The organism is Leptospira kemamanensis (assembly GCF_004769665.1).
GTDB lineage: Bacteria > Spirochaetota > Leptospiria > Leptospirales > Leptospiraceae > Leptospira_A > Leptospira_A kemamanensis.
Genome location: NZ_RQGG01000007.1, coordinates 272,590 through 298,323, shown reverse-complemented (window position 1 = coordinate 298,323; position 25,734 = coordinate 272,590). Strand labels below are relative to the sequence as shown.

Genomic DNA, 25,734 nt, shown 5'->3' with positions numbered 1-25,734 from the left:
GATTAGTTGTTAGTTGGAACTTCTCCAATTTTTGTTTCGACACAAGAAGAAATTTTACCGGAACTTCCCTCTTCAACGGTTTTGTATTTGTTTTTCTCGACATTCACCATTTTCACTTTGATATAGTCCCCAATAAAATCAGAAATATCAGGATCATTTGTTTCAAGTAATGTAACAGTATAGGAACAAGGACCAGTCCAAACAATTTTTTCTTTGATAAAGAGAGAATTGTATTCTTGCACTTGGTACGTAGCATAGCGTTTGAAACGTGAATTATGCCCGGATTCACATCGGTTGTCAAAAATACCCGTGCGGAAATTGGAACACTTATTTGGTGTTGATTTTGTTTGGTTGGATTGGTATGTCTGGATCGTAAAAAAAGAACCAAGGAAAAGAAAAACCAAGATGGAAATCCACTTTTTCAAACTGGACCAACCTCTGATGGATGGAAAAGAATTGGATTGGAGGCATTTTTCTTTTCCACAACATAGATTCGCCAGTCTCCAACAACCCAAACCCAAATGCCCACAAACATGGCAGTTGAAATCCAAAGTCCAATCGTAGCACCCGGAATGAGTAAAAAATCAACCACACCATGTTGTAAAACTGCCAATACAAATCCAAAGAAGATGATCAAAGCTTTAGAATTCGTTTCCTGTTTCTCATTACTTTTTAAAACGAAAAGAGAAAAACACAAATTGATGAGTAAGTGAATATTGGATGAGTGTATGGTTCTTGCGATAAAGAGATTTAATTTTTTCTCATCGGTTTCTCGGAAAATATAATGGGTGTTTTCAATGAAGGAAAATCCCATTGCCACAAACCCACCAAATAACACAACACTCGGTGAAAACAGTTTTGTTTTGCGATCATAGCTAAAAACAAAAGATAAAATCATAATGAAAAAAATCTTAAATGTTTCTTCCGTGATTCCTGCTTGGATGAAAGCCAAATGAGCTGTTTGGGTCAGTAAACTGACCTTTTTTTTCGGAGAGAAATCTGTCTCTGGCCAAAGAATTGGATGTAGTCTCAGAATTAAATCTGTGGAGAGCCATCCAAAAACTAAAGCAAGAAGGATCCCAAGGACTTCCTGCCAACCTTTTTTAGGTTTGTATGCTTTCCATATGACAATGGCCCAAGGAACAACAGTTGCCGCACCTATCAAATAATCATAAATCCCCATTTCTTTCATTCTGGTATTTCTTCCATATAACGGCCGTCAAACAAGTTGATCATTTCTTTTTGTAAAGGAGTGGGAACAAACTCAGGGTCAATAGGTCCATTCCAAAAGAGTTCCGTGACACGAATGTCACTTTTTGTCCCAGGTGGTGGCATGAGTGGTCCTAAACTTTCAACCAGTTGCAACGTTCGTAAGTCTTGGTCAGGATAATCGGATGCTTCCACAAGTTCCACATCGATCACATCCCCATCTTGTGTGATCGTATACGCAACGACACTCGAATAAGGATGCGGAGCTTTTGCCCAGTAGTCCATATAACTTTCTGGGATTCGCATTTTTGCTGAGATATAATTCGAGTAAGTTGGGGGAACTTTTTTACCGCGAATTTTTTTAATATAACCTTTGACTGGTCCATTGTCCGCGACTTTCTCATTGGAAATCTTTTCGCCCTTCTCTTTGTTTTCTGTTTCGTTTCCTGTGATCACTCCCCCATTTAACCCTTTCGTATCATCGGGAACATTGGGATCGATGAAATAAAACTCCATTTTTTCAGGTCGGAAGTGATCATTTTTTTGAGAAGTTTGTTCTTTCTTTTTGCCACGTTGCAAACTGATGGGGATGAGAAAAACCAAACAGAGTAACACCAAATGAAAGAGAAGTGAAAGTGGTAACACATTTCGAAATCCCTTTCGTAACCCTGGTTTAAAAAATGGTTCTGATTCACCATCTTTGTCTTTTTTAATTCCTAAATTTTCTAAACTGAAGGACTTCTCTAAAATAAATGAGGAATAAAAATACAAACCTAGGAGCGCTGCTACAGAAAAAACCGCATATGCAATGTTTTGTGAAGAGATAAAAAAGTTTTTATCGGGAATTCCTGGTTTTAGGCCAAATCCTGCGAGGAATTGAAATCCAAAAATGGGACTTGTATAAGAAAATACCCAAACCGCAGAAAATAAATACAATAATAGAGTTAAAAATAAAATTGGGAACCCACGCCAGTATTCATAGACATAGATATGTCCAAACCCTGGTAAAATTTTATCTCGGAACTTTGCTTTTTCTTTGATGATGAGTTCCAATCGAAGTGGAAATTTTCCTTCTGTTTGCACCGCATGTTTCCAACTTTCGCGAATTCGGATTCCTTCCATATAACGAAGATAAGGTTTAGCAATCAAAGAAGGAATTTTGTTTCGATTGAAACTAAAAAGTAAAATACAAACTGAGATGGAATAATTAAAAACAAATTGATGCACATCATATAAAGGTGCAAGAGGAGAAAGATTTTTTTGCGGGTATAAACTCTCTGTAATGTATAAAAATACAAACTGAATGACAAGAGCTAAAACAAGAACCAAAAGAACGGTATCAAATTTGGTATCTCGTATCCGCATCTCCGTTCGGAGTTGGGTATTCGGAAATTCGTTTTGGATGCGAACCAATCGTACTGTTTCGCGTTTGCGATTCCTTCGCGAGCTATGTAGGAAGTTGGCCAAAAGCAGAAAAAAACAGAAAAGGAAAAATCCTAACTTCAAACGGAAGGGAATTCCATTTTGTGCCAAAAAAGCATTGATGATGCCCTCCCATTCCATACTGGAACGGTGTAATAACTCTACGGGATAAAAGAGGATCCAATTGAGAATGTAAATGGCGATGACAGAAACTGCCCGGAGTCGAAGCCTAAATTCTTTCGGAAACGCAAATAGAATCCCAAACGCGAAAAAAGGTCCCAAACTGAAAAGCGGGGAGAGCCAAAGGAAAAACGTTAAGGATTTTTTTGCCCAGGGAGAGAGGTATTGAGAGTTTGCGGAATCCATTCTTTAGTCTTATCTCAAGGAAAATACTTTGAATTTTCATGGAAAACAAAAAATTTGGCGGATATGGCACAGCCGAAAGAGAAAGAAGAACAGTCGCTCAAACCCATAGTCGCAGTCTCCAAACGAAGAGGCTTTGTTTTCCCAGGATCCGAAATTTACGGAGGCCTCTCCAATACATTTGACTATGGTCCCAACGGAATTGAAGTTTTGAACAATTTAAAACGACTTTGGTGGGAATACTTCGTCCACCGCCGGGATGATGTGTTAGGTCTCGATTCTTCCATCCTCCTCCACCCTCGTGTTTGGGAAGCTTCAGGCCATATTTCTAATTTTAATGACCCACTGATGGATTGCAAAAAATGCAAAACCCGAGTGCGAGTGGATAAATTTTTGGAAGATAAAGAAGGGGAAGGTGCTGCCACTGGGAAAAGTTTGGAAGAGTTAACAAACACCATCCGAGACAAAGCATACGCATGTCCTACTTGTGGGACAGTTGGTAGTTTTACCGATGCTCGCCAATTCAATTTGATGTTCAAAACTTCCCATGGTGCTTCCGAAGAAGGTGCCACAGACATCTACCTACGTCCAGAAACGGCCCAAGGGATTTTTATCAATTTCAAAAACGTGACACAAATTGCTCGTAAAAAAGTTCCGTTTGGAATTGCACAAATTGGAAAGTCTTTCCGGAACGAAATCATGGCTCGTCAATTTATCTTTCGGACACGTGAGTTCGAACAGATGGAGATGGAATTTTTCTGCGAACCTGGGACACAAAAGGAATGGTTCAAGTATTGGGTGGACTATTGCATGGACTGGCTAGTGAATGTGGTTGGACTCAAAAAAGAAAACCTACGAGTGAGAGAACATGAGAAGAAAGAACTATCGTTTTACAGTGATTCCACAAGTGATATCGAATACAAATACCCGTTTGGTTGGGGAGAACTTTGGGGGATTGCTTCCCGGACTGATTATGACCTTACCCAACACGAGAAGTTTTCTTCAGAAGACTTGAAGTATCATGATTTGGACCAAAAAAAAAAATACCTACCGTATGTAGTGGAACCAGCACTTGGTCTCAACCGTCTCTTCTTAGCTGTGTTATGCGATGCTTATGAAGAAGAGAAATTGGAAAAAGACGACGTTCGTACCGTTTTACGTTTCGGGAAACGAGTGAGTCCGATGAAAGTGGCGATTTTTCCACTGATGAAAAAAGATGGACTCGATGCCAAAGCAAAAGAAATTTATGCCGACCTCCGAAACCATTGGTATGTCGATTATGACGAAAGTGGCGCGATTGGAAAACGTTACCGTCGCCACGATGAAATCGGAACTCCATTTTGCATCACGGTTGACTATGATACCATGAGCGATGGAACCGTAACCATCCGGGAAAGAGATTCCATGAAACAAGAACGGATCGCTGTTTCCGAACTCAAGTCATATCTCATCCAAAGAATGGTTTAGTTGATCCGAGATCTTCTAGAATCTGACAGAAACCAAACCATCGAACTCGTAAATCAGTTTTTCCGAAGGGTAAACGAATTCGAGTTAGATGGTCTCTTTCGCATCCGTCCACGCGCTGCCACAAAATTCACTGATATCTATTTTAAGTTGATTGGTACAGGAAAAGTGTACATGCGAGGGTATTTTCTGGAAGACGAACTTGTTTCACTTGTGATAGGTCGAATCGAAGAAAAACCTCACCTCGAAGAAGAACGAAGTCTTTTCATCGACCTTGCGGTGACGAAACTCGGAAAAAAGAAAAATGGATATATGTCTGCACTCTTAAAGGATGTAGACATTTGGTGTTTGGAAAAAAACATACCTGCCATCGAACTCCGAGCCATTCTCAAAAACGAAGAAGCCATCCAATTTTGGAACAAGTCAAGTTTTGAGCCGTTTTACATCCGTTACCGCAAACGTGTGTGACAAACATCCTATAAAATTTATAGATCAAACGTCAAACCCCGAATTAAAAACTCATTTACCAACTACCTGAACTCCCTCCCCCACCAAAACTACCACCTCCACCACCCGAGCTAGAACTCGAACGGGAACTATAGGAACTGGAAGAACTGCTATAACTCGAGGAAGAACTAGAGCTTGAAGAATAGGAAGAATAAGAACCACCATCACTCTCTTCCCAAATCGTATAAAAGAAGTGAAGGAGAAGTAACACAAAATAGGAAAAAACAAAGGTAGAAATTGAAAAATTGACGGAATCTTTCAAACCTAAGATCCCTTCAATCGAAAATCCAAATGTCCACACAAGAGAAATGAATCCATACTTTAGCGCCCTTGTTTTCCAGGACTTCACTTGGATGGATTTTGCCAAAACATAACCTAACACCAAACAAAAAAACCACTGAAAGGAATTAAAAAGAATACTGAAATCAATTTGGGGAGACGTATCCTCCCCCGTTGGCCAAAAAAAGAAAATCCCTGCGACTAAGCTTAACCAAAGAAGGAAGGTTATTCCATAACGAATTGCATATTTTTGGAATACCGTAATGGAAAATCCATAAAGAGTAAACAGAATGATTCCTTGGTAATACAAAATGTAAAAAAATCTTTCCTGATTTAGAAAAGAATGAACGCTAAACCACAAACTAAGAAAAGCGATGGAGTGGAAAAAAAGTTCACTACCAGTAAGTCCCAATCGTTTTGCAAATTTTTTATAAGACGCAATCAAAATGTCATCTAATGCCAGTTTAATGACAAGTAGTATCCCACCAATCACTCCGATCACCCAAAAAAGGACAATCCATTCTGCATGAAAACTAAATTGCAAAAAAGGGATCCAAAATAGAAGGGAAAGGATGGCGAGAGGATAGGAAAACCATTCCCAAAGCCCGTACAACAAGTATAAATTTAATGCAACAATGCCAAAACAAAAAAAATAAAATACGGCATCAGGTAGGAAGTACAAAAGTCCAAAAAAAACTACGCAACCATAGAGAACTTCTAACCAAATTTTACGTTGGTATTTCTTTTTCCCATCTGTCAAAAGGAAAAATCCGATGAGTGCTGCCACAATCACACCCGTTGCAATCGCTATGTTTTTTACTGTATTTTCATTGGAAATGGCATACCCAATTCCATCCGGGTAATCCGTTTTCAAATTAGGATTGGAATCAGCTGCTCCATATAAAACCGACTCAATGGCTGAATACCCAAGGAGAATCCCACTTGGTAAATCTCCTTTTTTGAATTCAGGGATCATGATATTTTTGATGATTCGATTACACAAAACGTCTGTTAATGTTTCTTCTAATCCGTATCCGACTTCAATCCTGACCTTCCTGTCTCCCACAGAAAGTAAAACAAGGACACCATTGTCTTTACCCTTTTGCCCGATTTTAGAAAGTGTTGCAACTTGAATCGAATAGGATTCGATACTTTCTCCTTCCAAACTTTGGATGATGTACAAAAACACTTGGGCACTGGTTTTTGTTTCGATCTCAGAAATGATGGCCTGCAACTTTATAATTTGTTCAGTACTTAAAATCCCAACTTCATCCGTGATGGGAGTTGTGAGGAGTTTCACTTCCTTTGCCTGGACTTGTGTCACACTGAAATAAAGAAAGAGAACAAGAAAACTGAAAAAGTGCCGATTCCATTTTAGATCCAAATGCATAGGGCAAAACATTAACAAAGTTTTGTCATTTGGCAAGTAGACTTTTCAAAGATTTTTTCATAATCTTTATGCTTTTACGAGTTTCACCATCCGAAAGATCGGACCCATTACATTTTTAAACAAAGGGAAATTGGATAATTTAATGAGTTTGAAGGTAAGATCGAGTGAATCATGAATCATCAATTTTGTATTCTGAAAGGATTTAGAAGGATCGGTGAGCCAATAAAACAAAATTCCCATCTGTTGCATCCACAAAAGGTCAGGTAATACTTTACTTAAGTCTTCTCGGAGTTTGGAATTCGATGTGATCATGGCTAACCTGATGATACCAACTGCTTCTTCTCGTAAACCTCGACTCTCTTTACTAAATGGAGATAAGGGATAAGTTGGATCACCAGCTTGTCTTGCGAGAACCAACAAAAACTTTTTATGATGAGAAAAAAGTTCCAATTGTGTTAAGACTATGAATTTGTAACGAGCTTTAAAGTCCTTTGTGGTTTTGAAAAACAATTCAGACTGGCGACATAATTCTTTCTGAGAACTTTTATAAAATTCTAAAACCAATTCTTCTTTGGATTGGAAATGATAGTATGTCAGTCCTAAGGAAACTTTTGCTTCCTTAGCAATCTTACGCATGGTTGTCGTTTCATATCCATCTTTTTGAAAGAGAACCAGAGCCGTCTGATAAATCTTTTGTTTAGTGATCTCTCTTTTGGAGCTCTCTTTGACAAGAGTTGGTTTTGTTAGTCCCAGAATGGATTGTGGCATTGGTTTGTTTCCTTCAAAATAAAAAGGTTTAGGGATTCCTAAAATCACTCAATAATTGAACACGTTCAAAATAGGATGAAAGGCATCAACCTGTCTTGAATGCCTTTCGATCTTTTAGAAACACCCTTTTGATCTTTTTGAACATGTTCAATTATTTCCTATTTTTGCCATTTTTTTATTTGTCATATAAAAATTTTCTTGCCTCACATAAGTCAATTTGCCACAATTTTATCTTAGAAAATTCAGAGGTGAAATATTTATGATTCGAAAAAGTCTTTTGGCCTTTTTTGCCACAGCCATTATGGCAACCCCAGTGCTTGCGAGTTCTGGTTCTTCTTCCAAACCACTTGCGGGAACTTATCCAATTATCTTATCACATGGTCTTTTTGGTTGGGGCGAAAACACAGGTGGAATCATTAGTATTGTGAACTACTGGGGTGGAACGGATGACTATCTCAGAAGCCAAGGTGCCACAGTATATGCACCTGCTAAAACTGCAGCGAACTCAAACGAAGTGCGGGCTGGGGAATTAAAAGCAGCAATTTTAACATACGCAGCAGCAACGAACTACTCTGGAAAATTTCACATCCTCGGTCACTCCCAAGGCGGACTTGATAGCCGTTATATGGTTTCCAACTTAGGTCTTTCTAGCCGAGTGGCAACTCTCACAACACTCAACACACCACATTACGGATCACCGATTGCTGATATCATTAAAACCGTTTTACCTGGTTGGATCCAACCGTTTGTAGCAAGTATCGTAGAAACTCTTGTGAAGGTTGTGTATGGTGGAACGAACCAACAAAACGCACTCGCTGCACTTTCTTCTTTAACCAAAGAAGGTCTCTCGTCGTTTAACTCCTACACACCTAACCGTTCCGGTGTGAAATACTACTCTTACGGATCTTATATCACCCTTCCTGATTTGATCCAACACCCTCTTATGGGAATTTTACACCCTGCTTGTGCTGCCGGTGGACTTTTCCAAGGCCAAGGTGCCACCAATGATGGACTCGTTCCACTTTCTTCTCAAAAATGGGGAACATGGAAAGGTGGTCCTTCTTATGGAATTCTCACAACAGGTGTGGATCACTTACAAGTATCCAACACACTTCGTTCTGGAAGTTTCTGGTATGATGTGGAAGGATTTTATATGAACATGGCTTCCAATATGAAAGCGAACCAATAGTTTACTTCTGAAGTTTTTTTTAAAAACCTAAGGCTTTGCCTTGGGTTTTTTTGTTTCCAGAAACCAGTTTTTACCGTTTACTTCTCTACAATCTCCATGAATGCAAAGAATCTTCGTATCGTAAGTATCTCTCTCGTATTTGTTTTTTTCCTTTTCCTTTTGTACAAATTCACTCAAACAAATGAGTTCAATTCTGCGAATGAGGAGAATCCCAATGACAAAGCGGAATCTTTTTTTCGTACACAAAGTGATGGTTTTTCTGTGGACCCCTTTTATTTAGAATCAGCAAAATCCATTTTTTCACCCGACGGACAATTTTTACAATTTGAGGAAATTATCGCCAAAGCAAAGTCAGGTGAGCTTAATCTAATATCAGAATTATGGAACTTACGTCGTCAATGCCCAGAAGGAAGCACCAGAGAACAGTGCCACGAATACATCAAAGCTTTCATTCAAAATGAATATTCAGGGGAAGATGCAAAAAAACTCTTAAATCTCTTAACCGATTATTTGAAATATGAAGAGGCCATGGTCCAACTCGATCCAAGTTCCAAATCATATACCAATGCCGAACGTTACGAACAAATCAAACAACTCCGAAGGAAGTATTTTTCCAAAGAAGACGCGGAACTGATTTTTGGATTAGAAGAAGCCACTGCTGATTTTAGTTTTAACCGAAAGAATTTTTTAGATGAAACCAAAAACCTGAAGGCTGATGAACGGATTCGTTTGTATGAAAACTATCGGAAAAAAACCTTTGGAAACTATTACAATGCAGTTGTCAGCCGAGAACCAAAATACGATCAATTTGAAACGGAAATGGACCTTCGCCAAAACGAACTCGCAAAACTTTCCGGAACAGAACGTGAATCCAAAGAACGTGAAGTTCGGATTCGTTATTTTGGAAAAGATGGCAACGAACGAATGGAAAAGGTCTTAAAAGAGATCAAAGAAGAAGAAGAAAAAATAACAAAACTAGAAGTGGAAGAAAAAAACTTTCGGAAAAACAATTCCAATCTCTCTGATTCCGAATTAGAAAAAAAATTAATGGAACTTCGTATCAAAACATTAGGAAGTAAAGAACTCGCAGAAGAATACACACGTAGATTGGAATATGAGAAAACACTTAAAAATTCTGGGAACTAAATCTCACTTCCTTTTTCTTGTATTTGCATCCATTTCGTTTGCTCTTTCTTTAGAACCCTTCGGTTTTGCATCCGCAGGGTTTTTAACAATATTGTTTCTATTACTCATCACAAAAGAAATTAGAAAGGAAGGAAAGTTTGGTGTTTCGATTCTTTGTACCATTCTATTTTCCTTTTTTGTGACCTGCACTTCCTTTTATTGGATGGGAAATGCGATCCAAAACATCACAGGTCATGGAATCTTCATTACCTCTCTTCTCTTTCTGATTTATGCGAGTTTCTCATTTTATAAAATTGGGGTGGTTTTTGTTGGTGCCCATTTGATCACCAAATACCGACTTGTGGGAGAGACTAAATTTTATCTCCTTATTTTCCCTTCTCTTTTCCTACTTTCGGATTGGCTTTGTCCTATGGTTTTTCCTGTGTATTGGGGAGATCTCTTCCGAAACCAAATCCTTTGGCGTCAGATGGCACGTTTGGGCACAGAAGTTCTGGGTTTCGTTTCCATCATTTCTGTTTCTTTACTTTACCTCATGGTGAGTCAAAAACTGACACAGTGGAAACAATCGTTTTTATACTTGGCACCGATCTTTTTTATTTTCTCTGCAAACTTATATTTTTTAGCGGAATCCATCCCGGAAGAAAAATCCATTCATTTGGTTTTAGTCCAACCAAACACACCGTATGCGAAAAAGGAAATCCAGGAAAACTTTGGTTTTATGACAAAAACCATGCAGGACGTCTATAATTTATCGCAAGAAGCCATCACCAATGCACCTAAACCCATCGATGCAGTCGTTTTACCTGAATCTTCTATTCCATTTTTAGGAACACTTCCTTCCCCTAGCCCGCAGTCCACGTATAGCAAAAGTTTTGTGGAAATCACCGAAACACTTGTCCGATTGGCCAATGCCCCTTTACTTTTTAATGAATTGGTTTGGGATGGTGGCTCAAGGAATTCGTTTAGTATCTTACAACCTATCACCTTACAGACAGATAGGCGATACAAACACAAACTTTTACCTTTTGGAGAATACCTTCCTTTCGAAACTCAAATCCCAATCCTTAGAAACGTATTCCCAGAGGTAAGCCATCACATCCCAAGTGAAACCTTTTTATCCCAATCCTTCCCTACCAAATCAGGAGAATCGGTAATTTTCACTCCTCTCATTTGTTATGAAGTTTTGTATCCAGAATTTGTCAGATCCATGATCAACCATTCCCCTTCGGAACTCCTCATCAATCTCACCAATGATTCTTGGTTTGAAAGTGTTACAGAAACCAAACAACACGCGGGTGCCGGGAGATTACGTGCCATTGAATCAGGAAGGCCATACATTCGTGTTGCAGTCCAAGGAATGACAACAGCTTATGATCCTTGGGGTAGAGAAATGATGGGAGAACTTCCCATCTTCCAAAAAGCAATTGGATACCTGGATGTTTTGTCCGTGTCCAAAGAAAGAACAACGCCCTATTTGGCATTTGGGCCCTATCCATGGAGGATATTGGCTCTTTTTAGCTTATTTTTTGTATTTTTCACGAGTCCGAGAGCTTTGGACTCCTATAAAAAGAAAAATGAAATTGAAATTTAGCATAGGATAGAAAGGCTATTCGAATATGGAATGGGAAAAAATACTTCGCGATGCAGTCAAAGAAAACTCAATCAAGGAGTTGTATCTGAGAAAGGTACCATCATTAAAGACTTGCGAAGATTGGAATAAGGTTGTCGAAGTGGGAACTGTTGACCACAAAACCAAATATGCATACTACAAAGGTGGACTTGTGAAATACGGAGAAAGATTATTCTTTGTCACACAAGAACGATTGGATGCTGTCTCTCCCTTTCGCAAATGGGATTTTAAAAGCAAAATCAAAGTCACAGACCCTGAGTTGACTGTGGGCGAAAAGAAGTAACAACCCTTTAGAGAACAACATTGCCTTTATGGGAAGAGATAAAAAAAGACCAACGATTGTTGGTCTTTTTTTTTGAACTATTCTAATGGAATGGATTTTAGATTCGAGTGAGTTTGTTTCTTAACGATTCAAACGAATGATCATATTGAGTTTTTCAGCAATGGCAATCACTTCCATCACCTTTGATTTTTCAATGATGATCCCTGTTGGGCTCACTTCTTCTAATACAAACTTTTTCCCTTTGATTTGACCAAGTAGGAGTTCCATCACTTGTGAATCTTTGGTTCTAAGGAGAACTGAGTCTTCTGTGATTGTGACAATTGGTAAATTGTTTCCCCAATCATCCAGTAAGAAGAGTAAGTTTTGCGCAAGATCAGCTTTAGAAGACTCACGTAAGAAGTGGATAAAGGTTTCTTTATCGTAACCCAGTAAAATTCCCAATTGGAAACTATCTTTTGTCAGTAAGAACGTATAAACACGATCATAATCTTTGAGTTCACAAAACGCTTTGAGCAAATGAATTCCATGTAAAGAAACTCGGTCTGGGAAGGCGATGATGGAAAAGTCTGGGTTGATCGTGATCCCACCCTTTTCGGTTACCGTTACAAGTGCTTCATGATTGAAATAATGAAGTCCAAGTTCGGATAAACTCAAATTCCGTTGTGGGTATTCTACTTCGATGAGACCAAAGAGTTGTAAATAAAAAATAGCAGAGATGATCTCTTTTCTAAGATCTGCCAAATCTTCTTCATACGTTTTGATTTGGAAGGTAGGAGAAAAAACCAAATGGTCACGAATGATATGTGAAAAAATCACGGAAGTATTGATTTTTCCATGTGCCATAATGAGTTTTACAGTTTTGTCTAAAATTCCTTTTTCATAAAAAGGAACTTCCGTAGCCGTAAACACTTCTGGTGGATTTAACCTACGAGTTCTTGCTTCATTCACTTCGTGAATGACAAGTTTCATGATTTCAAAAATATCTTTTTTCAAAAACTCATCTGTTTCTTGGATGAGAATTACATTTTCACCCTTGATATCTACATAACCTAACAGTTTTAAGATGGGGAGAATGAGTTCAATTTGATAAACTTGGCTTTTTTCAGGGAAAATTTCAATATCAGGAGATAAAAGTTCTGTTTCAGTTCTTTTATGATCTGCTTGTTTGATTTTTCCGGACTTAGCAAGGTTCAAACCTTTTCTAGAAATATAAGAAATGAGTTTTTTTACGTTTAAGAAAAAATCGAGTCCATTTGCAGAAATTTTTTCCTGACGAACACGAGTTCCTTTTTTGACCGGAGGTAAAATAGGAGAAAACTGTAAATGGTCGAGAATTTCTTTTGGAATGACAATCACACGAATGAATTTGTCTTCCACATAATACACATCTCGAACTAAATAGAGCGCTGTTAGGTGAGGAATGGTTTGTTCAAATTTCCCACGATTGACAGTGATATAATTACGGATTGTGTCTGCTTCAATCACACCACCGTGGATGTAAATTTGGTGTAATACATCTTTGTCGAAGTCAGAAAGTTCATCGATGAGTTTTTGTAAAAATTCAGCATTGAGAGCATTTTTTAAAAAAGTCTCAATGTGTTCCCCTTTTTTTGCACCAACTGCTTCTTTCCACTCGTCAGGAAGTTCCGCGAGTGTTGCTTTGTGAAGGGATTTCTCAATCGAATACTTAAACTTTTCACCCTTAGGGTTTGTTTCTACTTTGATGAGTTTTTGGTATTCATCATACGTGTGGTATTTATCTAAATTATTAGTAAGACGTTCGCGGTTTTTTCTTTGGTATAAAAGATAATACTTTCGAAGAACGTTCAGTTCCATCTCCACGTTGATGGGTGGAATGTTGACCTTACGCGAGATTTCTCCAAGAGTCATCACACCTTTGTTTTTCAAAATGGAGGTTAAGATGTTCACTTGGAGAGGAGTGAACTTTTCCAAAACACCTTTTAGGTAAAATTCGTTTTGGAAGGTCTCCATGAGACCTAAAATGGTCGATTTTTTGTCCTTCCCCGGGATCTTTTGGATGTTCCAAAGATTTGCGATTTTTTTGATCTCGTTGAGATCGAGTTTCTCTAACTCTTGGTACAGGACAGTTTCTTGGCTCATGGGTGCGATTTGATAAGTTTTTGGTTGGGACCTATTCCTGCAACTCTATTTCAATTGTAGGTCCGAAGCCTATTTTGTCGTTTCCAAACCCCATTTAGGTCCCAAATTAGGGTTTATGGACTCATTTTCCGAGATTGTTTCATTTGGCCTCCACTCGAGTCTTCGAGTGGCTCATTCTAGTTTCGTGTTTTCTACCAAACTCCTCGGAATCCTGGCAAAACTTGCCAAAGGGGAACCAAACCACAGAGAAATTGCGATCTCACTCCGAGAGGCCTTTTCCCAACTCGGTGCCACCTACATCAAACTGGGACAATTCATTGCCAGTGCCCCATCCCTCTTTCCCATCGAGTATGTGGAAGAGATGCAAGCCTGTCTTGACTCCGTTAGACCCGTCCAATTCCGAGAAATCCGCTCTACTGTAGAACGGGAACTAGGTGGAAAACTCGAAACCCTTTTCCATAGTTTTGAAGAAACGCCACTTGCCTCAGCTTCCATCGCCCAAGTCCATGCAGCAGTCACAAAAGAAGGCCTGGATGTGGTCGTAAAAGTGCAAAGACCTGATGTCCACCTAACTTTGAAAACCGACATGCAGATTCTCGGAATTCTCACGAAAGTTCTCGAAGTCATTGCACCTGAATTTAAAAAATCGGGTCTCACGGCAATGTTCCAAGAATTCCAAATGTCCATTTTACAAGAGATTGATTTTATCCAAGAAGCCAAAAACATCGAAGAGTTTGAAGCCTATCTATTAAAGGCAAAAGAACAAAGAGCAAGAGTGCCTCGTGTGTATCATACTCTTTCCACAAAAAAAGTTTTAACGATGGAACGTTTTTATGGAGTTCCCATTACCGATGAAAAAGGTTTAAAACAATTCACTGACAATCCAAGAAAAGTTTTGAGTGATGCTCTCGAGATTTGGTTTTCTTCTTTATCCAACCAAGGGTTTTTTCATGCCGATGTCCATGCAGGAAACTTAATGATCTTAAAAGATGGAAGTATTGGGTTTATCGATTTTGGAATTGTAGGTAGAATCTCTCCTAAAATTTGGAAAGGCCTTATGTTATTCACACAAGGAATTGGAATTGGGGAACCCACACTTGTGGCAAAAGGACTTGTGGAAATGGATTCCACTGATAGTGGAGTAAACCCAACACTACTTGCAAAAGAATTGGATTCTGTATTCAACGAATTAGAATCTGTTTATATACATTTAACCGAAAATGAAATGTTTGATGAATCCAAGGTGAATCGAATCATGTTTGAAATGAAGGAAATTGCCGAAAAAAATGGATTAAAAATTCCAAGGGAGTTTGCCCTTCTCATGAAACAAATGTTATATTTTGATCGCTATGTAAAATCCATGGCACCTGAAATCAATTTATTCCGCGACTCTCAAAACTTTGTGATTGGAAAAACATGACCTTACTTGATTTAAACGAAGGTGATTCTGCCATCATCCACTCCATTCGAACGGACCAATTGCCAAAACCAATGCTCACCGAACTTTTAGAACTTGGATTTTTTCCTGGTGCTGAAATTCATCTGAAAACAAAATCAAATTCCCTTGGCAAACTGATTTGTTCCCTTGGTGGCACTACCATTGGGTTACGAATGAAAGATGGTGAAGCAATTTTACTAAAAACTATTTAAACGATGAAACAAAAAAACATTTATCTTGTCGGAAACCCAAATTGTGGAAAAACCACTTTATTCAATCAACTGACAGGCCTTAGCCAAAAGACTGGAAACTTCAGCGGTGTCACCGTAGAAAAAAAGGAAGGTCTTGTTTCCTTACCCAACTTAGAACTGAAGATCACCGACTTACCAGGAACATACGGACTCGGTGGAATTGCCGAAGATAAAAAAATCGCATATGAAGTTTTGCTCAAACGGAATGAAAACGAATCCGTGATCTATGTACTCGATGCTTTGAATTTAGAACGGGGATTACAATTTTTATTACAAATCATCGACATGGGTGTGCCTACCTTGGTTGTCCTTACAATGAAGGATGTGCTCGAGAAAAAACGAATCCATTTGGATTTAGAATCACTGAAAGAATCCTTGGGTTTAGAAATCGTACTTGTGAACGCAAAATCAGGAGAAGGAATAGGCGAACTCAAAAACCTTCTTACTTCCGAAAACTCATTTCGCAAACAAAAACGACTTTGGAGTTGGGAACCAAAGGAAGAATCCTTACTGACCAAACTGAAAAAAAAGTTATCCATCACAACCAACGAAGCAGAGTTTTTTTTATCACAAGCATTGAAATTTTTAAATGGGGATCCTCATTTACAAGACAAACGATATTTGGACCAATTCCCAGAAGCCACGAAAGCAGTTTTATCAAAAGAATTACAAACAAACAAATTCCAGTTTGGATACCAAGAGGAGATGATCCATAGATCGATCCTGATTAAAAAAATCATCGCTGATATCATAAAGTCTCCCCTTTCTAAAAAAGGTGGTTTCGGGGAAAAATTAGATTCTATTTTTTTACACCCCATTCTTGGTTTTCTTTGTTTTTTTCTTTTGATGGGGATTTTATTCCAAAGCCTTTTTAGTTTTGCGGAAGTTCCAATGGATTTAATTGAAGTAGGGATCACTCAATTGCAAGATATCACATCTTCGTATTTACCAGATGGTCCGTTTCGATCGCTCCTCGTTGAAGGGATATTAGGTGGTGTGGGAAGTGTTGTAGTTTTTATTCCCCAAATTGCTCTTCTCTTTTTATTTATTGGAATCTTAGAAGAATCGGGTTATTTGGCTCGTGCTAGTTTTCTCATGGATCGACTTATGGGAAAATTTGGTTTATCAGGAAAATCGTTTATTCCCTTGCTATCTTCGGCAGCGTGTGCAGTACCTGCCATCCTTGGGACAAGGACCATTGAAAACAAATCCGATCGTTTTACAACGATTATGGTATCCCCTCTTATTATGTGTTCGGCGAGATACCCAGTTTACATTTTAATTGTAGGTACAGTCTTTAGTTATCCTCCACTCTTTGGGATTTTCAATGTGCAAGGGTTTGTATTGTTTTCGATGTTCTTTTTGGGAATGGTGGTTAGTTTTTCCTTTGCTTTGCTTTTTAGAAAAACTGTATTCAAAGAAAATGCTTCTTATTTTGTCATGGAGCTACCACGATACAATCTTCCTTCCTTCAAAAGTTTGTTTTTTACAGTGTATGGAAAGGTAAAATCCTTTTTGGCCACTGCTGGCCAAATCATTCTTTATATCTCTGTATTATTATGGTTTTTAAGCCATTTCCCTGCTGAATACAAAGAGAATGTATGGAAAACAAGTCCCATTGAAACATCATACATCGGACGTGTGGGAAAGGTAATGGAACCTGCCATTGCACCTATGGGATTTGATTGGAAAATCGGAATTTCAATCCTCACTTCCTTTGCAGCAAGAGAAGTGATGGTTTCCACCTTAGCCGTATTATACGGATCAGAGGAGGAAGGAGAAGAATCCGAATCTTTACGTGAAACCCTCAGGTCTGATCGAAAAGCCGATGGAAGTCCTGTATGGACACCTCTCACCGGAGTCTCCCTTTTACTCTTTTTTGCTTTTGCAAGCCAATGTATGTCCACACTTGCTGTCACCAAAAAGGAAACAGGATCGATCTTTTGGCCAACAGTCCAATTCTTTTATATGACAACACTTGCGATTACAAGCTCACTTCTGGTTTATCAATTGGGAAAAATTTTAGGATTTGTTTAATCTGCCGACAATGAAATCTAGAGGCACACTTTGGATTTTCATATCGGCAACAAAACTCTAAACAGAAACTCAAGTCCCTATTTAGTCGCAGAAATTGGACTCAATCACAATGCCAATTTAGAAATTGGAAAACGAACGATCGAGAAGGCAAAAAAATCAGGTGCCCATGCGGTCAAATTCCAAACCTATCGCACAGAAGAATTCATCGATTCCAAAAACCCAGAAGTAAAGTTTTTATTTGATATCTTCAAACAGTATGAGTTAAACGAATCCTTCCATCGTGAATTTCAAAAAACCGCTTTGGACTTGGGACTCGATTTTTTTTCGACTCCCCTTTGTGAATCAGCGGTAGATCTTTTATCGAGCCTTCAAGTTCCTATTTATAAAATTGCTTCAGGTGATATTGTAAACTTACATTTGTTAAACAAAGTGATTCAAACGGGAAAACCCATCATCGTATCAACGGGTGCTGCTTTACCTGAAGAAGTGATTCGGGCAATTTCTAAATTCCAAAAAGAAGCTGTAGAGGTTTGTTTATTACATTGTGTTTCCATGTATCCAACTCCTCTGGACAAAGTGAATTTAAAATCCATTCCTTATTATTTGGATACCACAGACTATATAGTTGGATTTAGCGATCATTCGGATGGAACCCTCGCCTCTTCTGTTGCCATTGGCCTTGGAGCCGTTGTCATCGAAAAACATTTCACTTTGGACAGAAGTCTGGATGGACCAGACCATACTATTTCCATGGATCCAATAACATTTCGTAAATTAGCAGACGATACCCATCAAAGTTTTCTCATGCGAGGTGTGTATGGGAAAAATACTCATACAGAAGAAACAAGTGGTTGGTTTTACGGAAGAAGGTCTTTGTACAAACAAAACCAAAGGATCTTAAGTTTAAGGCCGGCACTTCACACAAAAGACAAAACGGTTTTAGATTCTTGGGAATTAGATAAGGTAGGGGATCCTTCTCTTTTACCAGAAGGACCCATTCGTTTAACACCTATCAACAAATAGGTGTTAAATCAACTACATCTTTTGGATGATTTGTTCGAGTAAAGTTTTTAAGAACACAGGGTTTGGTGTTCCACTTTCAATTCTACGATCATTGACGTAGAGAGAAGGAGTGGATTGGATGTTCAGTTTTTCTGCTTCATCAATCTCTGCATTCAATTGGTTTTGTGCTTCTCTCGAAGCCATACAAGTTTTGAGAGAATTTACATTGAGACCAATTAGGTTTCCTAAATTCACAACACTTGCACCAGAATGAGCCACACCTTTTTCCAGGTTATCATACAATCCGCGGTACATTGGCTCAAATTTTCCTTGTTTGTCGGCACAAATGGCAGCCATCGCTGCGATACAAGAAGAAGCACCTGGCCTTGGTTGTTGCATAAGTCGGTTACAAGACCCATCCAAAGGAAAGTTTTTATACACAACTTTCACCATTCCATCATACTCAGAAAGAACAGTGTGTAAGATATGACTTGTATGCAAGCAGTGACCACAGTTATAATCTGCATACTTCACGATTGTAATTGGTGCGTCTTTTTTCCCGATAAAAGGTGAACCCGCTATATTGATGCCAAGTGTCGGCTCTTGGAAATAAGCACTGACTTTTGATTGGATTTCTTTTGAATCCATTCCCCGTGAAGTGGCAAGTGTATTGGAAGATTCACCTTTCACCCACATTTTGCTTGTTGCAAATCCAACAGAAAAACTAAAAAAGAAAACTAAACCAAAGGTTGCATATCCGTCTTTGATGGAAGAAACCATATCGAGTTTTGGTTTTCCTTCTGTTTGCCATAACAAATAGACAATGGCAAGTAACGAAATGGTGACAAGGTAGGTGACAAAACATAACTGACAAATGGTTCCAATGATCCCAACAGAGATTCCAAATAAAATTAGATCAAAAATAAATCCTAATACGAGAACAGGAACGAGAAGGGAAATGAGTTTGGCGACTTCATCAGAGTTTGCACTTTTGGAAATCGTAAAAAAAGCATAGGTTACCAAACCGTAAAATCCAAATCCAAGTAAAGCGATCGGAATATTCCCCAAAAAAGGAACACCTGGAATCGCAGAATAAGAACTCTCTGCTACTTTTAAACAGGAATCTCCTCCACCTAATGCGGAGCATGCGGCTCCAGCTAGATTTTCTGTTCCGATTCCAAAATACTCAACTGCTAATAGGAAAGAAAAAAGAAGTCCTAAAACTCCTACAACTATTCCGCTGATTGCCAAATTTTTACGATTCATTTTCTATTTTTCCCTCTTTTGATTTAAAATCCTGATACTTTCTTTTAGATCTAATTTCCCTTCATAAATGGCTTTTCCTGTGATGGCACCAAATAATTTTCCATTTGTTTTTTCATACAAATTCACTAAGTCTTCTTTGGAGGAAACACCACCCGATGCCACCAGTTGTAAGTCAGGAAAAGTTTCGAGTAATTCTGTATAAGCAAGTGTATTGGGTCCTTCCATCATACCATCTTTCGAAATATCCGTAAATATCACGTGACGAATTCCCATCCCATACATTGTTTTCAAAAAATCTTTGTACAAAATTCCTGAGTTTGTTTCCCAACCCTTAGTTCTCACATAACCATTTTTAGCGTCTACACCAATCACAATCCGGTTTTGGCCAAAAAGAGAAAGTGCCTTCTCCACGATACTTGGATCCTCGACTGCCACTGTTCCTAAAATCAACCTGGAAACTCCAAGCCCATCATAAAACTTCATTGTTTCGATGGAACGAATTCCACCACCTAGTTCCAGTTCTACGGAACATTTCTCTTTGATTTTTTTGATGGTTTTTTCGTTTTCCGATTTTCCAGTTTTTGCGGCGTTTAAATCCACAATATGAATGAGAGTGGCACCTTGTTCTTCAAACACTTGGATCATTTTTTCCGGTTCGGAAGAATACACTGTTTTTTTAGCATAGTCCCCTTGTAAAAGGCGGACAGCTTCGTTGTCGAGTAAGTCAATTGCTGGTAATACTAACATTAAAGTTCGATGAAATTTTTTAGGATCCCAAGTCCTAGTTTGTCTGATTTTTCAGGATGGAACTGAGTTCCAAATACAGTTTCTTTTTCGACAACTGCTGGAAAGGATTCCCCGTAATAATGGCAGTTAGCGGTGATATCCAACCTGTCAACACCCACGGGTCTATAGGAATGGATAAAATACATAAAGGATTCGTTTGTGATCCCTCTTAATAGTTTTGTATTCTTCTGTTTGATATCAAAAAGTTTATTCCAACCCATATGTGGAACTTTGAGATTGGGTTTGCCTTCAAACTTTCTAATTTTCCCACGGATGAGACCAAGTCCTGGAATCGTGGATCCCACTTTATTCGTTTCGTCAGAATCTTCGAATAACACTTGATAGCCGATACAAATCCCAAACAAATACTTTTTTTTGGCCACATGGTCTTTGATGATCGATGTAAATCCTAGTTCATTTAGATTCTGCATCGCTTTGTCAAAATGTCCATCTCCAGGCAAAATGATTTTATCTGCATTCTTTACTTGGTTAGGATCACTCGTAAAAACAAAATCATTTGTATATAAAGAGACAGCTTTTAACAAGGAATGGATATTCCCCATTCCAAAATCTAAAACAGCAATCACTCGAGCATTCCTTTCGTAGAAGGGATTTGATCTTTGGCGCTGGAATCAATCGCGATGGCTTGGCGTAATGCCTTACCCAAAGCTTTAAAAATAGATTCGTGAATATGGTGTCTGTTTTCACCATAATGCACCACAACATGTAAGTTCATTTTGGCATTGAGAGCCAACTTCTGCAAAAACTCTAACGTAAGTTCGGCGTCGTAAATTCCAAACTTCCCATCGAGTGTGGGTCCCGTATATTTAAAATAAAACCGTCCCCCTAGGTCAACTGCCACAGTGGTTAACACTTCATCCATTGGCAGGGTAAAATTTCCATAACGGAAAATTCCCTTTTTGTCACCCAATTGGTTGTGGATCATCTGGCCGAGTAGGATCGCTGTATCTTCCACGGAGTGATGGCAATCGATGCCAATGTCCCCACGAAGTTTTAAGTCCATGTCAATGAGGCCGTGTTTGGAAATATGAGAGAGCATATGCTCAAAAAACGGGATTTCTGTATCAAAGGAATAAACACCACTGCCTCGGAGGTTTAGGTCCAAGCGGATGTCCGTTTCGGATGTTTTTCTGGATTCCACCATATTCCTAAGCATGTTTGGCAGAAAACCCAGGTGTCAAGAGAGAATGTGGGAGAGAGTTAAGAAGCGAAGCTCAAAATACCAACTAAATTATACCCGATGAAGACCCAAAAACAATAAACGACCGCAATCACCATAAAAATCAAAATTCGAATCCAATGTTCTTTCAAAAACGTCCCTCTATAGGAACTAACAAACCACAGGGGAAAGCTTCTCAGATTTTTTAGGGAAAACCGTTTGTTTTTTCAAAAAAAAATGAGGGATTATTTTCCAAATCGTTGGTTGAACATACGAACGAGCTCAGAGATCGAATCTTCCACGTATTTAAAATGTTTTGGTTTCATCGGGTCTAGAGGCATCATGTCGTGGATTTTTTTATATCGGTCAAAAGACTCACGAATGTATTCCAAATATTTTTGGCTCGTAATCCCATACCGTTTGAAAATGGATTCGTTTTCAACGAACAGACGTTTGAAATCGTCTGCATAATTGCCATCATTCAAAAAATAATACCGCAAATCTGCTTTTGCCTGGGAAAAGGCGATGTCAATATTAGTGATAAATTTAGACGATTTGGTTGTTTCGGTGTTTACTTGGCTTTGGGAAGAAAGTTTGGCTGCTGCTTGTTCGATTGCTTTTTGTTCGGAAATTCGTTTTTCTTTTTCGAATTCTTTTGTCAGTTTTTCGCGTTTGAGAACCTCATCTACTGAGGACTTTTTATCGTCAGGCATAGTTTCATTATCCTCATCTCACACAAGTGTCAAGGAATAAGACGAAAAATTATTCCTTAACTTTACGAAGTGCACAATTTGGCAACCATTCACAACGCAAACAAATCGGATCCTCGGTATTATACGTAGAAGGAGGGCAAATATTGGCATTTTCCACTTGCAAAGGTTGTAAATAATTTATTACCGAAACCCGATCGCGTTTGGACTCAATTTGTTTTAAAACGGATTCGTTGATTTTTTTTTGGTCCAAAAACAAGTCTTCGACTGGCGATTGTTTCGGTTTCGATGTGGGAGCCGTTTCTTTTTGTTTTGGTGATTCCCATTCCATACCAGGAAGATAAGGAACAGTTGCTGGCAAAAAATGTTTGGGGAAAAGTTTCACTAGTAAGAGAGCTGTTAACGCTCCACCCAAATGGCAAGTATTGGAAATAGAACCATTTCCAAATTGGGAAATCAAATAACCGATCGCAATGGATACCCAAACCGCATTTTTCGCTTTTACAGGAATGATGAATAACAAAATTTCAGCATTAGGATAAAAAAGGCCGAATAACGCTAATAATCCGAACACAGCACCAGATGCTCCAATGGTTTGAGAGGTCATGGATTCTAAAACCGGAACATGACCACCTAATACAACATTGGCGTAAGCAGAAACCACAACGAAAATACCAGCACCAATTTGAGATAAAAAGTATAAAATGGTAAACTTAGATTTACCTATGATAGGAATGAGATTATTTCCTAACATGTACATAGCATACATATTGAATAATAAATGTAGAGGTAATACATCGACTGCATGTAAAAACCCGTAAGTGAAAACTTGCCAAACAGCTCCACTCAAAACAAAATCAGGTGTGAGTCCAAAACGATAAATGAGTTGTTGGTTCGCAAAGTATTGTAAAAAAAATACCAAACAATTGATGATTAAAATTAAATTCAAAGGATGAAGGATCGGATTCCCGAATAAACTAGGGCCCTGGCTTCGATTTCGACTCATGGTACTTCCAAAATTTACAAAGCTAGGAAAGAAACAAGGGAAATAAAAAAAGGGGGAATCCTTTCGGAAGCCCCCCGGGAGTGATTTAAGGTAAAATCAGGCAACAGACCCTACCTTGATTATCAATCACTTCTACCATCGGAATTCCAGCGCTCTTGCTTAACACTTAGGAGAAAAAATTAGGCAATTTTTGAGAGAGAATAAAGAGCATCTCTGTTCAGAATGTCGATGCGGTTTTTGTCTACGGAGATAAATTCCCTGGCCTTGAGGTCAGAAAGGGCACGAACTAAGGTCTCCGTTTTTGTACCGATGAAAGTAGCAAGCACGTCCCTTGTGACTTTGAGTTCCACATGATTTTTACGGCCTTGGGCATTGTCTAAAACGATGAGGATCTCTGCTAATTTTTCATGGACTTGTTTGGTTCCAAGAGAAACCACATGTTCTTCCATCTCACGCCACTCTTTGGCCATTTGCCGAAAGACTTCTTTTTGGAAATTATTATCGTCTTTGACTAATGCTTCAATGAGAGCACCCGTAATGTAACAAGCGTGAGTGTCTTCCACAGCGATAACGTTATGATGAGAGATAGAGTCTGAAATACAATCCCGAAAACCAACCCAATCTCCTGGACCACTGAGGCGCAAAGTTTGTTCCTTGCCACTGGCAAGTTGCACATAACTCCGCACAAGTCCTGATTTGATAAAGAAAAATCCTTCGGCTTTGACACCAGCTGTGACGAGTTGTTTGCCACGTGGAAAAATCGTAAAATCTTTCCCAGCATTGATTCGTTCGATTGTCTCATGTGCGGCACAGTGAAGCACATTATGATTTTTATAATCACAAAGGAAACAATCTGGATTGAGAGGGAGGTCAGACATCAAATTTTTTTGTAACCCCTTACCCGCTGCTTGTCGAGACAAAATTTTAGAAACTTTCTAAAATTTCATTTCCCTAAGAATTTAGGATCCCGCTTTTCAATAATACTCTGGATGGTCTCTTTGAAGTCATCCGAGATAAAATTGCGAGCTTGGGATTCCGCTTCTTTTTTCAAAGCTGAGTCCAATTGTTTCCAACTGTACAAATTTGTTTTGAGCTCTTGTAAGGCAAGTGGTGCGGCTTTGGACAACGAGATCGCAAGTTCCATAGCTCGGTCATACACGGAAGCTTTAGGAACCGAATCCAGCGCGAGTCCCCATTCTTTGGCAGTGGTTCCATCAAATGTTTCCCCTGTTAGGAGGAGCCTTCCCCCTAAACTTTTTCCAAGAAGTTCAGGCGCAAGAAAACTAGAACCCATTCCAGGATGAATTCCCAATCGCACAAAATTAAAGGAATACTTCCCTTCGTTTGCATAAATGCGAAGGTCACAACCAAAAGTTAAGGATAGTCCCGCACCAATCGCATGGCCATTGACAGCAGCGATCACAGGAACAGGAAGTTTTCGCACAGACAAAAAGAAACCGTAGAACTTTCTCATATCACGCCTGTTTTGCGAGAAACTCTTTTCAGAAAAAGAACGTAATAAATTCAGATCCCCACCGGCACAAAACACATCATTTCGTCCTGAAACGATGACAGCTCTTGGAAGTTTTTTTTGTTTGCGAATGGAATGGATGAGGTCAGAAAACTCTTCTCCCATTTTCCAAGTCATGGAATTACGAGAAGAGGGATTGTTTAAAAAGATGGAAAGGATGATTCCATCTTCGGTTTCACGGGATTCAAGTTCTAGGAATTCATACTCTTTGGTTTCAAATCGCGATTTCATCTATCTGAAAGGATTCGTACCAGGCTTTATCTTGTAAAGATAAAGGTTTTTTCCCAATCTCCATATTTTCAAAGTAATTGAGTAAAATTTCTAAATGTTGGCTTTCCAAATTTTGGTTCGGAAGAGCAGAATCAATTCCCTTGCTAAACAAAACATCCCCACGAATTTTATCTTTGTAATGATCTGGTTTGCCGCTAAAGATCAAATGGGAAGAAATCAAATCAAACCGAATCGTATCCACGATCCGACGCAGAGATTCTTCTGACTCTAAATAATAGCGCGATGCCACCTCTGTTTGGAAATAATCTCCCCATGTGATGAGATCGGGAACCGAACCTGTTTTTTCTAAAATCCGTTTTTGAGTCTCTTCATCGGTATAAAGCGAACCTGCAAATCGTTCCACGATGGCATGGAGTTCCGACAAGATGGCCAATTTTTCAGGGCTTAGGAGTCCTTGGCGGATCATGGGAAGAAGTTCAGGATTTACGTGTTTAGGGAGAGTCAGTTCCATATACTTCCCATTTC

Annotated in this window: 25 protein-coding genes; 10 read left to right on the top strand and 15 right to left on the bottom strand. The window is 38.8% G+C overall.

Annotated features, from left to right (window positions below; genetic code table 11):
• Positions 1–2: 2 nt before the first annotated feature.
• The 3 genes from EHQ59_RS02605 to EHQ59_RS02595 are packed head-to-tail and all read right to left on the bottom strand — an operon-like array spanning position 3 to position 2,997.
• A complete protein-coding gene (locus tag EHQ59_RS02605; protein WP_135617573.1) occupies positions 3–425 on the bottom strand; it encodes a hypothetical protein in 423 nt (140 codons plus the stop codon).
• Positions 422–1,192, bottom strand: a complete 771-nt coding sequence (locus EHQ59_RS02600) for a PrsW family glutamic-type intramembrane protease (RefSeq protein ID WP_135617572.1) — start codon at positions 1,190–1,192, stop codon at positions 422–424. Before EHQ59_RS02600 ends, EHQ59_RS02605 begins: the two co-directional genes overlap by 4 nt.
• Positions 1,189–2,997 (bottom strand): energy transducer TonB family protein, encoded by a 1,809-nt coding sequence (locus tag EHQ59_RS02595; RefSeq protein ID WP_135617571.1) that lies wholly within the window; start codon positions 2,995–2,997, stop codon positions 1,189–1,191. The genes EHQ59_RS02600 and EHQ59_RS02595 overlap by 4 nt, the downstream gene beginning before the upstream one ends.
• Before the next feature lie 63 nt (positions 2,998–3,060).
• Between EHQ59_RS02595 and EHQ59_RS02590 the strand changes: the two genes are divergently transcribed.
• Both EHQ59_RS02590 and EHQ59_RS02585 read left to right on the top strand, forming a co-directional pair.
• The gene (locus EHQ59_RS02590; protein ID WP_167481365.1) at positions 3,061–4,461 is read left to right on the top strand and encodes a glycine--tRNA ligase; all 1,401 of its coding nucleotides are present in this window, start codon (positions 3,061–3,063) and stop codon (positions 4,459–4,461) included.
• Complete coding sequence (locus tag EHQ59_RS02585; protein ID WP_135617569.1) at positions 4,462–4,926, top strand: GNAT family N-acetyltransferase; 465 nt, start codon at positions 4,462–4,464, stop codon at positions 4,924–4,926.
• Between the two features lie 55 nt (positions 4,927–4,981).
• On the opposite strand, the gene EHQ59_RS02580 is transcribed toward EHQ59_RS02585, so the two are convergent.
• Both EHQ59_RS02580 and EHQ59_RS02575 read right to left on the bottom strand, forming a co-directional pair.
• Positions 4,982–6,544, bottom strand: coding sequence for a TPM domain-containing protein (locus EHQ59_RS02580; RefSeq protein WP_244245340.1), 1,563 nt, complete (start codon positions 6,542–6,544; stop codon positions 4,982–4,984).
• 156 nt (positions 6,545–6,700) lie between these two features.
• Positions 6,701–7,402, bottom strand: a complete 702-nt coding sequence (locus EHQ59_RS02575; protein ID WP_135617567.1) for a TetR/AcrR family transcriptional regulator — start codon at positions 7,400–7,402, stop codon at positions 6,701–6,703.
• 259 nt (positions 7,403–7,661) lie between these two features.
• Between EHQ59_RS02575 and EHQ59_RS02570 the strand changes: the two genes are divergently transcribed.
• From EHQ59_RS02570 to EHQ59_RS02555, 4 genes are all read left to right on the top strand, one after another.
• Positions 7,662–8,591, top strand: coding sequence for an esterase/lipase family protein (locus EHQ59_RS02570; RefSeq protein WP_135617566.1), 930 nt, complete (start codon positions 7,662–7,664; stop codon positions 8,589–8,591).
• A gap of 96 nt (positions 8,592–8,687) precedes the next feature.
• Positions 8,688–9,737 (top strand): lipase secretion chaperone, encoded by a 1,050-nt coding sequence (locus EHQ59_RS02565; protein ID WP_135617565.1) that lies wholly within the window; start codon positions 8,688–8,690, stop codon positions 9,735–9,737.
• On the top strand, positions 9,706–11,328 hold the full coding sequence (lnt, locus tag EHQ59_RS02560) for an apolipoprotein N-acyltransferase (protein ID WP_135617564.1): 1,623 nt from the start codon (positions 9,706–9,708) through the stop codon (positions 11,326–11,328). Before EHQ59_RS02565 ends, lnt begins: the two co-directional genes overlap by 32 nt.
• A gap of 25 nt (positions 11,329–11,353) precedes the next feature.
• Entirely contained in the window at positions 11,354–11,650 is a 297-nt protein-coding gene (locus EHQ59_RS02555) for a hypothetical protein (protein WP_015676730.1), read from the top strand.
• A 120-nt stretch (positions 11,651–11,770) separates the two neighbouring features.
• Here EHQ59_RS02555 and EHQ59_RS02550 read toward each other — a convergent pair whose 3' ends face one another.
• Complete coding sequence (locus tag EHQ59_RS02550; RefSeq protein ID WP_135617563.1) at positions 11,771–13,771, bottom strand: helicase; 2,001 nt, start codon at positions 13,769–13,771, stop codon at positions 11,771–11,773.
• Positions 13,772–13,886: 115 nt separating this feature from the next.
• Here EHQ59_RS02550 and EHQ59_RS02545 point away from each other — a divergent pair, with 115 nt between their 5' ends.
• Genes EHQ59_RS02545 through EHQ59_RS02530 form a run of 4 tightly spaced genes read left to right on the top strand, consistent with a single transcriptional unit; the run spans position 13,887 to position 18,520 of the window.
• Positions 13,887–15,191, top strand: a complete 1,305-nt coding sequence (locus EHQ59_RS02545) for an ABC1 kinase family protein (protein WP_135617562.1) — start codon at positions 13,887–13,889, stop codon at positions 15,189–15,191.
• Positions 15,188–15,421, top strand: coding sequence for a FeoA family protein (locus EHQ59_RS02540; RefSeq protein ID WP_135617561.1), 234 nt, complete (start codon positions 15,188–15,190; stop codon positions 15,419–15,421). The genes EHQ59_RS02545 and EHQ59_RS02540 overlap by 4 nt, the downstream gene beginning before the upstream one ends.
• A 3-nt stretch (positions 15,422–15,424) precedes the next feature.
• Complete coding sequence (feoB, locus tag EHQ59_RS02535) at positions 15,425–17,497, top strand: ferrous iron transport protein B (protein WP_135617560.1); 2,073 nt, start codon at positions 15,425–15,427, stop codon at positions 17,495–17,497.
• Between the two features lie 30 nt (positions 17,498–17,527).
• Positions 17,528–18,520: an N-acetylneuraminate synthase family protein gene (locus tag EHQ59_RS02530; RefSeq protein WP_135617559.1), complete on the top strand. Its 993-nt coding sequence runs from the start codon at positions 17,528–17,530 to the stop codon at positions 18,518–18,520.
• Positions 18,521–18,532: 12 nt separating this feature from the next.
• On the opposite strand, the gene EHQ59_RS02525 is transcribed toward EHQ59_RS02530, so the two are convergent.
• The 9 genes from EHQ59_RS02525 to EHQ59_RS02485 form a co-directional block, all read right to left on the bottom strand.
• Entirely contained in the window at positions 18,533–19,765 is a 1,233-nt protein-coding gene (locus EHQ59_RS02525) for a vitamin K epoxide reductase/DsbA family protein (RefSeq protein WP_135617558.1), read from the bottom strand.
• Positions 19,766–19,768: 3 nt separating this feature from the next.
• A complete protein-coding gene (hisA, locus tag EHQ59_RS02520; RefSeq protein ID WP_135617557.1) occupies positions 19,769–20,512 on the bottom strand; it encodes a 1-(5-phosphoribosyl)-5-[(5-phosphoribosylamino)methylideneamino]imidazole-4-carboxamide isomerase in 744 nt (247 codons plus the stop codon).
• The gene (gene hisH, locus EHQ59_RS02515; protein ID WP_135617556.1) at positions 20,512–21,138 is read right to left on the bottom strand and encodes an imidazole glycerol phosphate synthase subunit HisH; all 627 of its coding nucleotides are present in this window, start codon (positions 21,136–21,138) and stop codon (positions 20,512–20,514) included. Before hisH ends, hisA begins: the two co-directional genes overlap by 1 nt.
• Positions 21,135–21,716 carry an imidazoleglycerol-phosphate dehydratase HisB gene (gene hisB, locus EHQ59_RS02510; RefSeq protein ID WP_167481364.1) on the bottom strand — a complete coding sequence of 194 codons (582 nt, stop codon included), beginning with the start codon at positions 21,714–21,716 and terminating at the stop codon, positions 21,135–21,137. Before hisB ends, hisH begins: the two co-directional genes overlap by 4 nt.
• A 260-nt stretch (positions 21,717–21,976) precedes the next feature.
• Complete coding sequence (locus EHQ59_RS02505) at positions 21,977–22,444, bottom strand: LIC11177 family protein (RefSeq protein ID WP_135617554.1); 468 nt, start codon at positions 22,442–22,444, stop codon at positions 21,977–21,979.
• A gap of 49 nt (positions 22,445–22,493) precedes the next feature.
• Complete coding sequence (locus tag EHQ59_RS02500) at positions 22,494–23,447, bottom strand: rhomboid family intramembrane serine protease (RefSeq protein ID WP_135617553.1); 954 nt, start codon at positions 23,445–23,447, stop codon at positions 22,494–22,496.
• 179 nt (positions 23,448–23,626) lie between these two features.
• Positions 23,627–24,325 (bottom strand): Crp/Fnr family transcriptional regulator, encoded by a 699-nt coding sequence (locus EHQ59_RS02495; RefSeq protein WP_135617552.1) that lies wholly within the window; start codon positions 24,323–24,325, stop codon positions 23,627–23,629.
• A gap of 65 nt (positions 24,326–24,390) precedes the next feature.
• A complete protein-coding gene (locus tag EHQ59_RS02490; RefSeq protein ID WP_135617551.1) occupies positions 24,391–25,209 on the bottom strand; it encodes an enoyl-CoA hydratase/isomerase family protein in 819 nt (272 codons plus the stop codon).
• The gene (locus EHQ59_RS02485) at positions 25,193–25,720 is read right to left on the bottom strand and encodes a hypothetical protein (RefSeq protein ID WP_135617550.1); all 528 of its coding nucleotides are present in this window, start codon (positions 25,718–25,720) and stop codon (positions 25,193–25,195) included. The genes EHQ59_RS02490 and EHQ59_RS02485 overlap by 17 nt, the downstream gene beginning before the upstream one ends.
• Positions 25,721–25,734: the final 14 nt, after the last annotated feature.

Bases quoted from the DNA above. Each gene is read 5' to 3' on its own strand.
- EHQ59_RS02600 (WP_135617572.1), bottom strand. From the start codon at position 1,192: ATGAAAGAAATGGGGATTTATGATTATTTGATAGGTGCGGCAACTGTT.
- EHQ59_RS02595 (WP_135617571.1), bottom strand. From the start codon at position 2,997: ATGGATTCCGCAAACTCTCAATACCTCTCTCCCTGGGCAAAAAAATCC.
- EHQ59_RS02590 (WP_167481365.1), top strand. From the start codon at position 3,061: ATGGCACAGCCGAAAGAGAAAGAAGAACAGTCGCTCAAACCCATAGTC.
- EHQ59_RS02575 (WP_135617567.1), bottom strand. From the start codon at position 7,402: ATGCCACAATCCATTCTGGGACTAACAAAACCAACTCTTGTCAAAGAG.
- EHQ59_RS02570 (WP_135617566.1), top strand. From the start codon at position 7,662: ATGATTCGAAAAAGTCTTTTGGCCTTTTTTGCCACAGCCATTATGGCA.
- EHQ59_RS02565 (WP_135617565.1), top strand. From the start codon at position 8,688: ATGAATGCAAAGAATCTTCGTATCGTAAGTATCTCTCTCGTATTTGTT.
- lnt (WP_135617564.1), top strand. From the start codon at position 9,706: ATGAGAAAACACTTAAAAATTCTGGGAACTAAATCTCACTTCCTTTTT.
- EHQ59_RS02555 (WP_015676730.1), top strand. From the start codon at position 11,354: ATGGAATGGGAAAAAATACTTCGCGATGCAGTCAAAGAAAACTCAATC.
- EHQ59_RS02550 (WP_135617563.1), bottom strand. From the start codon at position 13,771: ATGAGCCAAGAAACTGTCCTGTACCAAGAGTTAGAGAAACTCGATCTC.
- EHQ59_RS02545 (WP_135617562.1), top strand. From the start codon at position 13,887: ATGGACTCATTTTCCGAGATTGTTTCATTTGGCCTCCACTCGAGTCTT.
- EHQ59_RS02540 (WP_135617561.1), top strand. From the start codon at position 15,188: ATGACCTTACTTGATTTAAACGAAGGTGATTCTGCCATCATCCACTCC.
- feoB (WP_135617560.1), top strand. From the start codon at position 15,425: ATGAAACAAAAAAACATTTATCTTGTCGGAAACCCAAATTGTGGAAAA.
- EHQ59_RS02525 (WP_135617558.1), bottom strand. From the start codon at position 19,765: ATGAATCGTAAAAATTTGGCAATCAGCGGAATAGTTGTAGGAGTTTTA.
- hisA (WP_135617557.1), bottom strand. From the start codon at position 20,512: ATGTTAGTATTACCAGCAATTGACTTACTCGACAACGAAGCTGTCCGC.
- hisB (WP_167481364.1), bottom strand. From the start codon at position 21,716: ATGGTGGAATCCAGAAAAACATCCGAAACGGACATCCGCTTGGACCTA.
- EHQ59_RS02505 (WP_135617554.1), bottom strand. From the start codon at position 22,444: ATGCCTGACGATAAAAAGTCCTCAGTAGATGAGGTTCTCAAACGCGAA.
- EHQ59_RS02500 (WP_135617553.1), bottom strand. From the start codon at position 23,447: ATGAGTCGAAATCGAAGCCAGGGCCCTAGTTTATTCGGGAATCCGATC.
- EHQ59_RS02495 (WP_135617552.1), bottom strand. From the start codon at position 24,325: ATGTCTGACCTCCCTCTCAATCCAGATTGTTTCCTTTGTGATTATAAA.
- EHQ59_RS02490 (WP_135617551.1), bottom strand. From the start codon at position 25,209: ATGAAATCGCGATTTGAAACCAAAGAGTATGAATTCCTAGAACTTGAA.
- EHQ59_RS02485 (WP_135617550.1), bottom strand. From the start codon at position 25,720: ATGGAACTGACTCTCCCTAAACACGTAAATCCTGAACTTCTTCCCATG.